This is a genomic window from Paenibacillus sp. GCM10027628 (assembly GCF_042676385.1).
Taxonomy (GTDB): Bacteria; Bacillota; Bacilli; order Paenibacillales; family NBRC-103111; genus Paenibacillus_E.
Genome location: NZ_JBHTHA010000002.1, coordinates 956,430 through 972,992 on the forward strand (window position 1 = coordinate 956,430; position 16,563 = coordinate 972,992).

General features: G+C 44.3%; 10 protein-coding genes and 1 pseudogene. 2 read left to right on the forward strand and 9 right to left on the reverse strand.

What is annotated here, in order from left to right; translation table 11 throughout:
- Positions 1 to 16: 16 nt before the first annotated feature.
- From ACFQZT_RS05230 to ACFQZT_RS05270, 9 genes and pseudogenes are all read right to left on the reverse strand, one after another.
- A complete protein-coding gene (locus ACFQZT_RS05230; protein ID WP_379297234.1) occupies positions 17 to 3,769 on the reverse strand; it encodes an NPCBM/NEW2 domain-containing protein in 3,753 nt (1,250 codons plus the stop codon).
- A gap of 540 nt (positions 3,770 to 4,309) precedes the next feature.
- On the reverse strand, positions 4,310 to 5,557 hold the full coding sequence (locus ACFQZT_RS05235) for an aminopeptidase (RefSeq protein WP_379297236.1): 1,248 nt from the start codon (positions 5,555 to 5,557) through the stop codon (positions 4,310 to 4,312).
- 125 nt (positions 5,558 to 5,682) lie between these two features.
- Positions 5,683 to 5,801, reverse strand: a pseudogene (locus ACFQZT_RS05240) (esterase family protein); the annotation flags it as partial.
- An 8-nt stretch (positions 5,802 to 5,809) separates the two neighbouring features.
- Positions 5,810 to 6,727 carry a Gfo/Idh/MocA family protein gene (locus ACFQZT_RS05245; RefSeq protein ID WP_379297238.1) on the reverse strand — a complete coding sequence of 306 codons (918 nt, stop codon included), beginning with the start codon at positions 6,725 to 6,727 and terminating at the stop codon, positions 5,810 to 5,812.
- Between the two features lie 16 nt (positions 6,728 to 6,743).
- Positions 6,744 to 8,054, reverse strand: coding sequence for a neutral/alkaline non-lysosomal ceramidase N-terminal domain-containing protein (locus tag ACFQZT_RS05250; RefSeq protein WP_379297240.1), 1,311 nt, complete (start codon positions 8,052 to 8,054; stop codon positions 6,744 to 6,746).
- Between the two features lie 20 nt (positions 8,055 to 8,074).
- A complete protein-coding gene (locus ACFQZT_RS05255) occupies positions 8,075 to 9,241 on the reverse strand; it encodes an N-acetylglucosamine-6-phosphate deacetylase (protein WP_379297242.1) in 1,167 nt (388 codons plus the stop codon).
- A 22-nt stretch (positions 9,242 to 9,263) separates the two neighbouring features.
- Positions 9,264 to 10,913: a TIM barrel protein gene (locus ACFQZT_RS05260; protein WP_379297244.1), complete on the reverse strand. Its 1,650-nt coding sequence runs from the start codon at positions 10,911 to 10,913 to the stop codon at positions 9,264 to 9,266.
- Positions 10,910 to 11,929: a Gfo/Idh/MocA family protein gene (locus ACFQZT_RS05265; protein ID WP_379297246.1), complete on the reverse strand. Its 1,020-nt coding sequence runs from the start codon at positions 11,927 to 11,929 to the stop codon at positions 10,910 to 10,912. The genes ACFQZT_RS05260 and ACFQZT_RS05265 overlap by 4 nt, the downstream gene beginning before the upstream one ends.
- 24 nt (positions 11,930 to 11,953) lie before the next feature.
- On the reverse strand, positions 11,954 to 13,285 hold the full coding sequence (locus ACFQZT_RS05270) for a DegT/DnrJ/EryC1/StrS family aminotransferase (RefSeq protein WP_379297248.1): 1,332 nt from the start codon (positions 13,283 to 13,285) through the stop codon (positions 11,954 to 11,956).
- Between the two features lie 122 nt (positions 13,286 to 13,407).
- Here ACFQZT_RS05270 and ACFQZT_RS05275 point away from each other — a divergent pair, with 122 nt between their 5' ends.
- Together ACFQZT_RS05275 and ACFQZT_RS05280 are read left to right on the forward strand one after the other, a co-directional pair.
- Positions 13,408 to 14,298, forward strand: coding sequence for an AraC family transcriptional regulator (locus tag ACFQZT_RS05275; protein WP_379297250.1), 891 nt, complete (start codon positions 13,408 to 13,410; stop codon positions 14,296 to 14,298).
- 133 nt (positions 14,299 to 14,431) lie between these two features.
- Complete coding sequence (locus ACFQZT_RS05280) at positions 14,432 to 16,525, forward strand: alpha-amylase family protein (RefSeq protein WP_379297252.1); 2,094 nt, start codon at positions 14,432 to 14,434, stop codon at positions 16,523 to 16,525.
- The last annotated feature ends 38 nt before the right edge of the window (positions 16,526 to 16,563 follow it).

Genomic DNA, 16,563 nt, shown 5'->3' on the forward strand with positions numbered 1-16,563 from the left:
TGCATCAAATTACCGCTCAATTCGTAACCATCGTACCAGCCCAGTCGGCATGGTCACTGTTTATCCCGTCTCCTGCATCGGTTACGGTAAGCTTTAGCTGGTTCACTCCTGCTACACTGATATCTATTGTTTTGGTTGCACTCGTTGGATTCATCACCCCACTGTCATATATTTTGTTGCCGTCTGCCCATACCTGAAATACGACGGTTGAGTTAGCACTCACTTCATCGTCAACCCCTACATCAGATTTGAACCTTGAATATTGTCCATTCAGGTTATAGGTTATGTCGCTTATCGCATGGGTTCCTAACCCTTTGGTATAGGTTGTTCCATTCAGGGTTATTGTATTTCCACCAACACTCTTATCCTTTTGTGCCGTACCCCAGCCTGTCGTTGCAGATGCCCAGGCAAGGTCACTTAAATAAGTGGATGTTGGTGTTTGCAGCCTTGCATTTGCCCAATCAGCATGGTCGCTGTTGATCCCGTCTCCAGCGTCGGTTACAGTAAGCACCAGTTGGTTGACTCCCGCTACACTAACGTCAATTGATTTGGTTGCACTCGTTGGAGTCATCACCCCACTGTCATAGATTTTATTGCCGTCTGCCCATACCTGGAAGATAACGGTTGAGTTAGCTCCAACTTCATCATCCACGCCTACATCCGATTGGAATCTTGAGTATTGTCCGTTCAGGTTGTATGTTATATTGCTTATGGCATGGGTTCCAAGTCCTTTGGTATAGGTTGTTCCATTCAGGGTTATTGTGTTTCCACCTACACTCTTATCCTTTTGCACCGTACCCCAGCCTGTCGTTGCAGATGCCCAAGTCATGTCGCTTAAATATACCGTACCCTGCTGTTGTGCGCTTTGTGTGGTTATATTGACAGTATTGCTTGCAGTAGATAAGTTTCCGGCTGCATCCTTCGCTTTTACCGTAAAGCTATAAGCCGTTCCTGCAGTAAGTCCTGACACATTAAAGCTTGTGGTTGTGGATGTACCTGCTAAAGCAGCCCCCTTGTAAATATCATAGCCTGTTACTCCTACATTATCGGTAGACGCTGTCCAGCTGAGCTGTACACTGTTCTGAGTTATATTGCTTGTGGCCAGGTTCGCAGGTGCTGTCGGCGCTTGTGTATCGGAACCGGAACCGCTTCGGAAAAGCTGAGCATTGGGCCAGTCGGCATGGTCGCTGTTAATGCCGTCTCCCGCGTCGGTTACGGTAAGCACTAATTGATTTACACCCGCTACACTAATATCAATGGATTTCGTTGCGCTCGTTGGAGTCATTGTTTGACTATCATAAATTTTGTTTCCGTCCGCCCATACCTGGAAGACAACGGTTGCATTAGAACTTACCTCATCATCAACACCTATAAACGATTGGAACCATGAGTATTGTCCGTTCAGATTGTATGTTATATTGCTTATGGCATGTGTTCCAAGTCCTTTGGTATAGGTTGTTCCATTCAGGGTTATTGTATTTCCACCCATGCTCTTATCCTTTTGCACGGTACCCGAGCCTGCTGTTGCAGATACCCAGTTCAGATCGCTCAAATAAACTTGCTGCGCAATCGGTGTCGTTACATTTATTGCATTACTTGCAGGTGATACATTTCCGGCTGCATCCCTCGCTTTAACGGTGAATGTATATGACGTTCCTTGTGCAGCCAGTCCAGATACAGCATAACTGGTAGAATTTGTGCTGCCGATGATTGTTGAACCGCTATATACATCATAACCTGCTATTCCAACGTCGTCAGTGGATGCTGTCCAATTAAGCTGTACGCCAGTCTGAGTTAAATTGCTTGCTTGCAAGTTGGTTGGCGCTGTCGGAGCTTGGTAATCAACAATCTGCGGACCAACATTACATACTGCACCGCTGTTAACCTGTACATCAACGTAGGATATGGTTTGACCGTACAGAGACTTCGTCTGAGGCGTATTTGCTACACCGTTAACATAGATCGTAGAAGGGGTTCCATAAAATTGAGCTTCCCAGGTAATGGTACCGCCCGAATTATTGGTCAGTGTAGAGTTTGTAACTCCATTGTGTTTAATTTTCAGATCATTTGCACCAACCTTGATATGGTTCATTTCCACCCAAGGTACATCAGTGGTAAGACGTGATATTGTTGAAACTTTGTTATTAGGAGCGTCCGGCTGAACTCCCATCATGCCATCAATAATATTGCTTATAGCTGTGAAGGCAACCTCAGGATAGGTATTTTGTTCGGTCAAAATTTTGCTCAGCCAAGACCAACCGGTTACAGACCTGTTGTAATTATAAAACATCTCTGGAAGATAGGTGGTGGCTTCGACATTCAAGCCGGCATCGTTAGCATTAATATAATCCAGATAAGCATTTGTTCTTGAGCCAAAGTCTCCCAGACCCTTCAGCGGCATGAAAAAGCTGCTCTCATGACCCCAATCACTCTTGAAGTTTCCTGTTGCATCAAAACCGCGTATATACCGTCCGGTAGAGGCATCATACCAATGCGCCTCATAATAGTCTTTCAATCGCTGAGCGCGGTTTTGCCAGAGCGTGCTGCCGCTCGTATTGCCTTTAGCCTTTAAAATTCCTGCATAAGCGAGTAGTGACTGGTATTCCAATCCCAGAGAATCACCGGCAGAGACAAGGTTGTCATTCGTAAATTCAAAGTAAGTGGGAGTAAATTCTCCTGAATTCATCTTAACTACCGGCTGTTCACTCGCCGGATTTGCATCATTCCAAACGACACCGTGATTGGTGAGAAATGGTCCGATGGTTGAATCGTAGTAAGCTGACAAGGTTGGATCGTTGATCCAGTTCGTGTTGCCCGTCCAAAGATACTGTTGGTATGCCTTGTGCATGACATCAAAAGGTGAGGGCAATTCTTTAAAACCCGTGCCATCAATGTAGTACATGATTCCATATGAACTATGGGCCCACAGCGGCCAGCCGTTCTGGCCAGAAATGGTGGAATCACCTGCAAATAATTTCATCATGTTAAAGGTTTCATTATCCAAACCGAGCAAGTGTCCAGCATCCGACTGATGAGAGATATCACGGTTGTAAAAGCTTTCTCGGTTCACATATGCCCCCCAATAACCAGGTGTGAGCGTGGAGTGCGTGGAATCTGCGAGACGCCACCATTCAGACTCGTGCCCCAACATAGGATTTCCAGGGTAGAAGGCTAAGCCCAACGCCCGATTCTTAGCCCAGTTAAAACCATTATTTAAAGTTGCATTCGGAGAATCAATGGTTAGTGTGCTGGCGGGCGGCCCCTGATAGGTCTGGACAGTCAACTTATCGACACGCGGTACTTCACTGGCAGAAACAGCTGTCAACTTCATTACATCACCAGGATGAAGTGCAACCTTGCTAGTTGTATGGTTATCTATGTCTCGCGGGTCCGTATAATTGGTGCCATATCTTTGGGATGAGCCCCATTGATCGACTGCGTTGCCGTTGATTGAAATCGTATAAGCGACTCCATTTTGTACCTGTCCGACAAAGCGTGTAATAATATCGTAGTTTCCGGCCAAACCGTTAAATACGGCACTGGCAGTACTCGTTTGTCCTGATACGCCTTGAGCAAATGTCATGGTTTCGAGGGGCTGATTATTTACATAATTCATGTATGTCACAGTACCTGTCGTGAAATTAGTTAATGCCATGCTTTCAGCTTCAAAAACGTATTGTCCTGCAGCAGCAGTAACCGTTAAGTTAAAGCTAAAAGTAGTACTGGCTATCAATGCAATTACAAGTATAAATAATGGAAATCGACGCATTTCTTCAGCTCCTTTTATTAGAGATTTTTGTCATTTCTTTTTCAAGCTCTACCTCCATTTGAGAATTTAAAATTAAAGGATGACAACCCAAGGCAAGTGGTTAAATTATTTATCTCCCCCTTTGGTAAATATCGGCCATTCACATTTCATTTCCATCGTATCCCATTTTAAAGCGCTTACAATAACGGAATTCTATAGTTCTATTGTTATTTTCTACACTATAGTGGAAGTCTAGTGCCATTAGGTTTAATCCAAATCTGCTGGCCTAATTCTGCCCTTTGCTTGAACGATCAAGAGCAGTCGCCGCAGCGCCTGCTCCATAATCTTAGTTATCTATGCTCGTTAAACAACTATATTTGTGTTTGATTTTCCTTTTTCCTTCTGTTTCCGATAACCCCGCGCGAAGTCATTGGCGCTAGCTCCGGAACTATCCATGGTTTATTGGTGCCCTCGAACTCCGCCCCAATCGTCTCAATAGCTGGGTACCCGCACTCACCTAAAAATCGCTCGTATCTCAGGCTGAAGTCAGTCAATTTTCTTTCACAGAACCCAATTTCCTGCGCGCAATATTGGTATTTGCCTACCATCTTTTGTTTCACCATCTATGTTTAGTTCGTTCGAACCAACCATAAAGTCGACATGGGTCATACTTTGGTTTAATCCACGTTTTAACCGTTCTTCCGGGCTCAATGACTGCCCGTTTACAATACTTGATGGGTACGCATTCCCAATGGCAAAGTGGCATGAGGCGTTTTCGTCATACAACGGGTTCATGAATAATATGCCATGCTTGGCTATTGGAGAAGTGACCGGAACCAGAGCAATTTCACCAAGGTAGCTAGAACCTTCGTCGGATTCAATGATTCCTCTAAGGGTTGCCAATCCCTCATCGGCAGAATAGTTGACGATTTTACCTTCAGTAATGATCAATTGAATGTTATTTATCATTGTTCCGCCGTAATATAGCGGCATTGTACTTCGTAGCGTCCCGTTAACACCAGTTCGGTGAGGTGCCGTGAATATTTCTTCACTTGGAAGATTCGGGAGAAACGGTACATTGTTTTTATTCTTCACGTTGGCGAGACTTATCCATTGGTGATCTTCCGGCAGGTCAACAGTCAAATCTGTACCAGGAGCTGAATAGTGCAGTTTGGTAAATCTATAATCATTTAGGTGATTCGTTCTTTTGCCCAATTCAGACACATGAGTCTCCCATGCTTGGAATGGATTGTTAGTGTTTATGCGTGCGATTTCCAGTATAATATCCCAGAGCTTATTCATGGCATCCACATCGGTAAGAGCAGGAAACAGCTTTTGAGCCCATGACTTTGAAGGAACAGAAATGATACAATAATTAAACTTAAAACTTGCATATTCACTCATAAAATTTCTTAGAGCAGTTGCTTTTGCTCTGCCAGCTCGTGCTACTCGCTCCGGATCAATCCCGATCATAAGGTCAGGATTCGGCAACAGAATCGCTAGAAACGCAGCGCCTTCCGCCACCATGGATTCCATCCAATTGACTTTCCACTGCGGATATTCATCTAATGAATTTTCTGATGCAGACTCTAATCGAATACGGTTCAATTCTGGATCTTCCCAATTTACGTAAACTTGCCTAGCGCCTGCTGCATAAGCCTTCTGTGTTACACAACGAACGAACTCAAAACATTCTATCGGAACTGGAAGTGTATCTTGTCCAATTACGAGGGTCTGTCCTGGTTGCAAATTCACACCAACCCGTACAACAAGATCCGCATACATTTCCAACTTTGATTGTTCAACCATGAAATCACCCTTTTCGCATAATTACTTATCGCCGAGAGGAAAAGCTCTCCAAATTATATTAATTTTTCGACAGATACTTTGCGCTATCCTGCCTTTACTTCAACGGAAATAGAGGAGCTGTATCGCACAAAATTATCTTCTTTTGATCCGACAATGGAAAAAACGAGCGAGCTAATGCGGGCAACTCTTCACTGATGAAGCTCCAATACTTATATCCGTTAACCATATTCGTGTAGTAACTCTGTGCTTTCTCTATTTTCCCGAAGATAAATATACGATCTCCCCGCTTTGGCGACTTTCATTGGCACATTCCAGAAAACGGATAATTTCTAATGTTTCCGCTGCTTCAATATCCGACTGGCCCGTACGAAACATATGCATGATGCGCTCCAGCAATCCTGCGTAGGTCGGCTTGTCATGAGAACTAGCATCTACGAAACTGACGGAATTCGCTCGATGAATCAAAGCACCGAATTGATAGTTTCCTTTACGATTTCCTCTAACAACACCAATACGTCCATCTCGCCAGGTTCCAACTATACAGTCATAATGTTCGCTCGACGTTACAGCAACTGAAACGCAGCCTCTCCCTAAGATTCTGTAAAGCATTTCTACGGAGTGAATGCCATACCAGAAAAACGCTGGAAGCACTGATTCAAACATCATGGGACCATAACAATCCGCCCCAAGGATTACATCGTCAGCTTTCAGCAGTTCTTTATTCAGTTCCTCCGCATAACGAAGCGAAGAACAGCTCATGAGCGAAACTCCATATTTTGCTGCTATCTTAAATATTTCTTCAGCATGCTCGCTGTTGACTGTAAACGGTTTATCAATAAAAACAGGTTTGCCGTAATGGGCAATTTTTCTAAATATATCCAAATGAACTCTTCCATCTACGGAAATAAGCAGCACTGCATCACTCTGCTCAGCAACCGCTTCTGCCGAGTCAAGAATAGATACACCATATTTATGACTTAATTCGTCCGTATACTTATGTACTCTACCAATACTTAATTCAAAGTCTGCAGAAGGTATTCCAGGGAAAGCCACTTCGATTTTACCGCCAGCAACGTGGTAAGGATGAACTGGATCATTTAATATCGATGCAAAAGCGGATACATGAGATGTATCCAATCCGATCATTCCAAGCTTCAATGTTCTCTGCATGTTTTGGTTTCCTTTTCTATACACTCATTTCATTATGCTGCATGTGATCGATAAGCTCTTCGATGCCTCGACGGATTACGGACTCAACCTCCAAAGTAAATGAAGAGGAATACCCAAACACCATTGTCGAGTCTTTGCTTTCATACCCGCCTTCTAGAATTTGTTGAGCTGTCGGAATATAGCCAAGCATTCCATTGCTGTAGCCGACTGGAAGCACTTTTCCATTAGAAAGCGATTTTGCCCATAAACCATACTCGACCACGATCTCGCCATCTATCGCTAGAAAGGCCAGCTTCTCTGCAATTTGTACAAGCTGCATATGCAGTGGAACACTCTGTCGAAGCTGAGCCGGTTTGGCCAATATTTGCCGCTTCCAGAAAGCCGTCATATCATCATCTTCCTCGTGCGGCATCAATTCGTCATCCTTTGGAATATGTTTAAAGTGAAGTTCAACCTGTTTCGTCCAACTTACAAGCCTAGCTGGCTTTAACGTTTCCAGCGGTTGCTCCAGAATGTTTAATACAGTTGCTGCTAATACGTCTCCATTTCTTTCCACGTCATCATGGTCTCCACTATAAAATTTATTATCCTTATATAGAGCAGGACGAATATCCCCACAGAAGCCCTGCAAAAAACAACTTACCCCGTCTCCCAATACCTTATCCAAAGCTTCCATCGCCATCCCGCAATAATCTGAGGTAACTAAATTGGTGTCCGTTGTTGTGGGATGACAGGTAAAGTGAAATAAAACACCTATGATTCGAAGATCAGCTGACATAAAACGAATAACTGTCACTGTAGGATCATTGACTCCGTCTGGATTTGGTGCCATCACAGTAACTCCGTTTGATTGCAATCGACGATTGATGCTTATTCCCTCACAGGTGCCAATTCCTAGCTCGATAGTTACAGGCTCAATATTCATATGTGCTTTCGTTACGGCTTCCTCAACTTTCATCTCAAGAAAATCCACATACTCACTACGAAGCTGCCCCAGTAAGGGGCTAAATTGATTCGAGGTTTGCGGTCCGCCATGGGTATGTGATGCGTGGAATAACATGTCTGACCGTTCGATTCCCCACCTTGCTTTCAGCTTTTTGCAAAGTTCATCCAAACGTTCGGAGCCCCACCAAATGATATCTCCCTGCACAATGAGTTTTTGGTATAGTCTGCCGGAACCATCCTCTTGAATGAATAACCAAACTCGCAGAAATAACCGACTGGACGTTCCTGTACATGCCATCTTTCGACTGGCATATCCCGCTAAAGGTACAGCAAATGGCGGTGTAATATCCACTTTGGCTTTACCTAATTTAGTAGAAATCACTACAAGCTCTCCCCCTTTTATTAAAATACTTTGATACCATTCTTGAAGGTTGCTTCGATCTCCAACCGATCTTCAGCCCATTGGAACAAAACAAGATCAGCAGGCGCACCAATGGATAAACCTTGTGAGGTGCTCCAACCTATTAAACGGGAAGGTTCAATAGATGCGCTCTCCCATGCCTCTGACAAGCTGCAAATGTGGTGTTTCACCATATGCGCAATACAATGCGGTAACATCTGCGCCGAACCAGCCAGTAATTGATCATTCTGCTTCAGATGAAGCCGTCCCTCTGGGGTGAGCACAATGTCGCCCATGACCGGATTATCATATTCGCCAGCTTTCATCCCACTATATAAGACAGCGTCACTAACTAGAATAAGTTTCTCTCGCTTCACTTTCCTTACTACATGAAGAAAGGACAGTGGCAGATGAAATCCATCAGCTATAACGCAAGCTGATAAATTATCGTTGGCTAGCTGCTCCCAAATATAATTGGGATGCCTAGGGAGCGACAAATGCGCGCCATTCCCAAGATGTGTAGATAAAGACGCCCCAGCCGCTATTGCATCAAGAATCTGCTGGGAATTTGCCGAGGTATGCCCGATAGATACAACAACACCGCTCTTGACGCAACGCTCTATGAATGCGATTGATCCCGGCCACTCAGGTGATATCGTGATCAGCTTGATTCTGCCTCCGGATGCTTCCTGCCAGTGCTGAAACAATGTCCAATCCGGGGCAATCACATGCTGCAACGGGTGAGCGCCACGAGCCCCGTCCTCTGGGGAGATAAACGGACCTTCCATGTGAATACACATCATTGCTTCATTCGCAACGGCATCCTCCTCGCAGGCTTGCGCAATTGTACGAAGCAATCGATAGTTATTTTCAGAACTATTGGTAATGATTGTAGGGCAAAAGGAGGTAACACCCTCTTTCCATAAAGCTCGTGACATCCTTTTCAATGTTTCAATCTGTGGCTGCTCTTCATTCACATCTATACCGAAACAACCGTTAATATGGATATCTACAAGGCCTGGTCCGACCCAAGGTAAACTTTCTCCGTACTCCAGTTGATTCGGTATGGCATCCATTTCCACTATCAAACCATTGAGGATCCGAATTTGTACGATCTGTCCACTTGCATAATGCTTACCAACAATGTATCTATTTTCTCCCACACTCATTTGAAGTCACTCTCCACCATTGTCAAAAGAGCCCCTCTGCGCTTTCCATATCCACATAAAGCGTGCAATTGGCGTGGGTTCGTAGAATGGATGCCGGGCAATTTTCCTCAATCGCTCCGAACAGCGTTGCCTCTATGGCTTGTCGTTTCGTAGGTCCTGGAACGACACAAAACATCGTATGGGCTGACAATAAAGTAGGAATGGTTAAGGTTATCGCTTGAGTGGGAACACTTTCCAGTTCCCTGAAGCAGCCATCATTCACCTGCTGCTGCCGAGAAGTCAAATCCAAATCTACAATTTTAACAGCTTCAGAATCGTTAAAGCTTGCTATTGGCGGATCATTAAATGCAATATGTCCATTTTCACCAATCCCGAGAAAAACAATATCTATCGGTGCTTCGTTCAACAAAGCACTGTAACGAAGACATTCCTCTATTGGAGAATTGGAACTATTCAACAAATGAACCTGACCCGGTTGTACGATATCAAACAATTTCGTCTGTAAAAAGTGACTGAATTTCTGCGGCGCTTCATCCGGCAAACCCATATATTCATCCATATGGAATACAGTGATTCGTTTCCAATCAATACCACCCTGCTTGGATAAAGTATCAAGGAATTCATTTTGTGAGGGAGCTGCCGCAAAGATAATCCTCAGTTGCTCTTGTTTCTCAAGAAGTTCTCTAATTTTAACCGCACCCTGAATTCCAGCCATAATCCCCATTTCCTTACGATTTGCGTATACCTGCACATGGAGCCGATCAATTTTATCTGCATGGAGAGGCTTTAACATACTCTCTTTATTGTGCAAATTTTGCAATCCCAACAAAGACAGTGCCGAACCCTCAGCAGGCACGCCACCTTGAGGCACATAATGGGTCTCCATACTGAATAAACCCTGATAATCATCCTGCTCCAATGCATGAAGCTGTCCGATATAATCCACCTCACCCCAACTAATTGGCACACATGCCGCACGAGCATACCCGCGGAAAATCGAGTCTTTTAAATGCACATGACCCAATACATGCTTCACTGCTTCGTAACCATCAGGAAAGGCTTTACGGCCTAAAAACGCTTCATTGCCTGGATCCCATAACACTTTAAGCGCTGGAGAGTCTGTTTTCTCTGTTAAACGACCGACTTCTTCTGCGCATCCGCCATTACAGGCAGGTTCATTCTCCAACAATAGCAACTTACCGCGTTTTTCTGCAGCAGCTGCAGCCTTCCTTAAGTAATTCACGATTTCGTCTTCAAACTGTTCAGGTATTTCTTCTCGCCAAAATGAAAAAATCCGGATACATGAAGTTTTCATCAGATCAGCAAGATTAAAAGCCCTTTCGAGTAAACGAAAGTGCCAAGTTACATCCTCCATTGCCGATTGTCCAAATGTATCACCGCTTCTAACCTCCCGATTTGGATCAAGCGGGCATTTAAATATAGGGGAAGCAATACTGGAAATATAAAGTCCATGTGCTTCAACTCGCTTTAGAACCATCCTGGCTTCCTCATCCGTTAACCCCATAACATTTTTCCCATCTACCATGCGTATCTCAACATGCTGAAGGCCATGTTCCTGAATCCAATGTAAGGCTTCGTCCAAATTAGGTGAAACCTCATCTGTGATAATGCCTAAACGATTAAACACATCATTCCTAGCTCTCTCGATCATAGAATAATCTCCTCTCCTGAGGCCGACGAGGCGCATATAGCTCCGATCAGTTCTACCGCACGCTTGCCATCCAAGCCTGTCACCTTCATCGGGCGTTCTTGTACAATACTTTGCAAAATCTCTTCCAGCTGAAGCTTGTGATATCTATGCGAAATAGCGAGCGGATTAGAAGAGCCGTCACTTACCACGATTTCTGTATCTGATGGAGCCTTTACCCCCTCCACGGTCCAATGGACAATGGATTGTCCTTGAATCTTTACTGTTCCTTTCTCCCCGTAAATATGAATATAGGGAGGAAACCCTGGCTTAATGCTGGTAGAAGATAGAATTGTACCTAATGCGCTGCTCTTAAACTTCACAATGGCTACTGCCATATCTTCCACTTCCAGATCATGTGTTAGGGTAGCGGTTTTTCCATACACAGAATGCACTTCACCCCCAAACCATAACAGTAAATCAATTTGATGAATGCCTTGATTCATCAATGCGCCGCCATCATCCGTTATCGTTCCCCGCCATTCAGCAGTATTGTAATATTCTTGCGTTCGTAAGTAAGGTGTGCCTGCTTCTACTAGCAACAATCTACCTAGCTTGCCTTCATCAATAACTTGCTTGAGATACGCTGCATAGGGTTCGAATCTGCGCTGAGAAATAACGGAAAGACTAACTCCCCTTACCTTCGCTAAATCAATTAATATCTGTGCTTCTATGGCTTGCATGGAGATCGGCTTCTCTACAACGAGATGTTTTCCGCCACTTAGTACTTTCTCACTTATACGGAAATGGCTGCCGCTGCTGGTTGTCACACAAATAATATCGATATCGGAACGGTTGATAAGCTCAAGATAGTCTGTTGTCCATTCACAACCAGAATCCTTAGCAAATGCCTTAGCCCCCTGTTCTGTCCTGCTGGAAACGCAGATTAATCGCGCATTGGGAATTTCTCGGATCGCATCACGATGAAATGCTGCAATACCACCACAACCAATAATGCCATATCCCCAGATCTTTTCCACAGCCCAGCTTCCCCCCTCTTTTAATTACTTTTTGGCAAACATGCTCCATCCACCAAGAATAGGAGGATTTCCTTGATCAGACGCTAGCAGTTCCTGATAGTTTGAAGCCACTTTACGAAAGGCATTGGCATATTGCTCAATCTCATACTTCCGATAATGCTTGAACCAAGGTACTGCGAATAATCGCGTGGAAATCTCATCCGTCACTGGTAAGCCACGATCCAGCTGTCTTACATCTCGCGAGGCATTAGCAATTCGTGTAGGTTTTCCGTGGTTGTACACATCCGCTTCCGTAAACAATGGATGTTTGTGCAAAGGGATATTGCAACCAGGATAACAATCCCCAACTCCCTCAGCACGAACGGCCTCAGTAAAACGTGTAACTGAAAGTCCGCCAAGTTCCTCTGGCTTATAATGGCCGCGTGCCGCATACCACCCACCCATGTAACTGCCGGAGCCTTTGTCTGGTCGGTGCGCTCGTATTCCCTGCACACCTTCAAGCAAATCCCAGAAATAATTCATCGCAAGGCTAATTTGCTCATGCCTCGCATCATAATGCCGCAGCTGAACCCGACCCACTGCAGAGCTAAGCTGGTGCATGCGGAATTTATATCCACCTGATGGCAGTCCAATATAAGGCTTCAGGTCTGCCGTTTGGATTTCGTTGTTATTACGCTCATAATGACCGAAAGCAATAGCACGCTCATAGATCTCACGATCATTGCTCACAAGCATCCCGGCTTCTCCGACAGCCAAAGCTTTCCCAGACATCAGGGACATTCCGCCAACATGGCCAATCGTACCTAGATTCCGTCCTTTATATTTCCCTCCATGTGCATGAGACACATCTTCAATAACCTTCAAATTATGTTTCTGCGCTATAGCCATAATCTCATCCATATCCGCAGGATAACCAAAATAATGGACTACAATGATCGCTTTTGTTCGTTCGCCAATACAACGTTCTATGGCCTTAGGATCAATGCACAACGTAATCGGGTCAATATCCGCGAATACAACCGTCGCTCCAAGCGTATAGGCAGAGGTACATGAAGCCCAAAAGGTAATGCTCGGACAAATCACTTCATCCCCAACGCCCACTCCGCATCCAAACATTGCTGCAAGTAAAGCGCTCGTTCCATTATTAAAGCCCAACGCGTAGTCCACGCCCAGCCATTGGCGAAAGTCATCTTCGAGCTGCTGCGTCACATCCGTTCCTGACATCGCTCCTTTGCGCAACACATCTAATGCAGCTTCCTCGTCCTCCTGTGTAATGATTGGCCAAGTAAACATATTTCCTAATTCTGCTGTAACCGCCTTAGTTCCACCTAATATGGCTAGTTGGCTTCCACTCATATTTTTCATCCTCTCGAGTTGTTTTTAGCGCTCTTTGCAACTTATGATATAATGAGACCCAAAAACGAGCATGCCAAAAAAGGAATGAAACTAGCCATTTTATAACCGGAGGAAACAAATGTATGATCGTTTTTCCAGAATATGAAGATTTGATGGCCATTATTAAATTAAAGAAGGGTGAGCTTCCCCTTCACATTTCTATTCATACCTTAAAGAAGACCTTACTCCATCATCATGATTTTGTAGAACTGTCCTATGTGATTGAAGGCAGCGGTACAGAAATCATCAATGGCATTCCTCATCACCTGCAGCCTGGTACTTGCTCCTTTCTACTTCCACACCACATTCACGAGATCCAAAGCGATTCAGACAAGCCCATCATCAAATACTGCTGTATGTTCGATATCAATATGCTGCTAGGTTCATCTTATGAATCGGAGTTATCCAGCCTGCTTTTCCGCATCGGATCTAGAATTCCTTCCTTCGTCGATTTCTCTTCTCCAATGGCTGATCGTATACACAATATATTTGAGCTTTTGCACGATGATTATCTCAATCCCGTTGGTATTGGAAGAAACAGCTTTATTCGAGCAAAATTGACGGAAGCTATGTTATTATTTGTCCGCGCCTCACATACCAATTATCCAAATGGGCTCCAAGTAGATGAGTTCGACGAGAAAATGAATTTTTGGAAGGTTTTGCAATACATGCATGTCCATTACTCAAAAAAACTAACGTTAGAGTGGCTGTCTCATCATTTTCGTGTTAGTACTCCATATATGAGTCGCTCATTTAAAAAACACTTAGGACGCAGCTTTCTTGAATATTTGCATGGCCTGCGCGTGGAGAGTGCGGTGAGCATGCTCGTTTCCACCAATATGTCTCTTGCTGATATTGCAGCTGAAGCCGGCTTCGAATCCTATCGCAGCTTTTCCCGTGTTTTTCGTGAGCTTCGCGGGCAAACGCCAAGTGACTATCGAAATCAACGGAAAAAATCTCTAGAAAAATCGTAAATCCCTATTTCTCCTTTTAAATTAAAATGCAAAAAAGTATATAAAAACAAGAAAGTAATGCATGTTAAACAGGAAGTTCCAAGAGTAATATAAAAACCAAGAAATCATTAAATGAAACGAAGGAGAATGTTTCATGAATGCCATACCTTGGTTTAAAAAACCTCTTAGAATTGTCGACTTCATTCCACCCAATCCAGAATTAATGGAAACCCTTGATTATCAGGAAGAATTTCTAATCCGTAAGGAGTTAGGATTCAATGCAGAGCACGTTGAAGTTCATGATGTTACCCTCGGTGATGCTGGGATTTGTTTCTATCCGTCTGAATATGCTGTACGAACCGGACGGAACATTCTAAAGGAAATAAGCGAGAACTATGATTCAATTGGAATAAACCCGATTGTCTACGTCAATGTTCATTGGATTTCTCCTTCACTAGCAGAGATCCATCCCGAATGGATCCAAGTATCTAGAGATGGATCCGTTATCCCCAGTTATTATGGAGCCGGTAACTATCACTGTGTTAATTCTCCCTACCGGGATAGTCTGTTCGGTACGATTCGGACCATCGCCGAATATAACATTAAAGGAATTTTTCTCGACGGTCCTGTGTATCGTGTGGAAGGTTGCTTCTGTGAGTACTGTGCTGCTTTGTTTCAAGAACAATACGGCTATTCCCTTTCTTCCATTAGGAGTGCTGCCGAACACCGAGATTTTTTCGACTTCAAGCGTTCCTCCATTGCCCGCTTCATGAAAGACTCGAAAGAAGCGTTATCCTCAGTCAACCCTAATGCCATCATCTATATGAACAGCCCTCAGTTAACACCAACCAGATATTGCGGCCGTGATAACCGTATGACAGTTCCTTATCAGGACTTGCTGATCGCTGAAGGTGGCTTCCTCCATGGCAATCTGCGTGAAACGCCTATTTGGAAGCCAGCAGCAACTGCCATGCTGCTGGAAACTCAGGCTCAAGGCAAGCCTTACTGTGTTGCCATCGCCGGTCGTTTGGCACCTTGGTCAAGATATCTGTTATCAGCGGCTGAAACATGGATCGTACATGCCATGGCAGTGGCGCACGGAGCCAGTACTTGGTATGGCGTCTATAATGACAATAACCGAGACGCTCACATGCAAACAGTTAAGCAAATCAATTCGTTTCTTGAACAGAATGTCGAATATTACACAGACACACGTTCCGAAGCGCGAACCGCCTTGCTTTGGTCCTATGACACAGCAAATTACTATCAATCATCGGCTGAAGAAACCGATTTCACCTCTTTGCAGGACCACTTAGGGGAAAAACTAAAGGGGGACGCACGTGGCTCCTTTATGGGCTGGTTCGATGCCTTATCACGCAGCCAAGTTCTTATAGACATCATTGATGAGACTTCCCTTACGGACAATTCAATCTTCCATTACCGTACTCTCATTCTGCCCGGCATTAGTTGTATGTCGGAAGAACAGGCGGAGCAAATCAAGCGATTTGTACGTAATGGAGGCAACCTCATCGCCACCTTTGATACATCCGTCTACGATGAATATGGCCAAATTCGTGAATATCCTCTATTAGCGGACCTACTAGGGATTACCACAGTCGATGAAATAACAGATTTGCCTTATGATCACATACAAACCGATAAAAATAGAGAATCTTATCTCCATGGCATAGATCAATCGCTAATTCCTGCCCCTATGCTGGCAGTAAAAATAAAGCCTCAACCTGGATCGCAGACGATTATGCACTATCGGTCTAAACAACCAGCCCGATACTGTGACCTGCCACCAATAACGTCACACCCTTTTATGGTCATGAATCGATTTGAAAAAGGATCAACCCTTTATTTTACAGGCAATGTGGACAAAGGCTATGAACATTTCGCTCTTCCCGAGTACCGTAAATTAATGCGTAATGCGCTTACTACTTTCCATCCAGAACGCGTTATTCTGGAGTCGCATCCAGGAATTGAATCGCTCCACCTATCGCTTCGGAGCCAGCCGCAGAGGTTAATGCTGCATCTGATCAACTACACAGGATCGATGACACGTCCCATCGAAAAAGTGATACCTTTGCACAACATCACGATCCGTTTGAATGAAATGCTCCAGCCGGTAACGACAATCCGAAGTTTACGGACGTCTATTCTGCTCCCTTTTCAACAGGAGGGGGATTCAATCCGTTTTGTATTACCGCAATTAGATGAATATGAAGTTATTGTCATCGAATAAATACAGTGTAATGTATGCCATAAAACCAGCACAGTTAC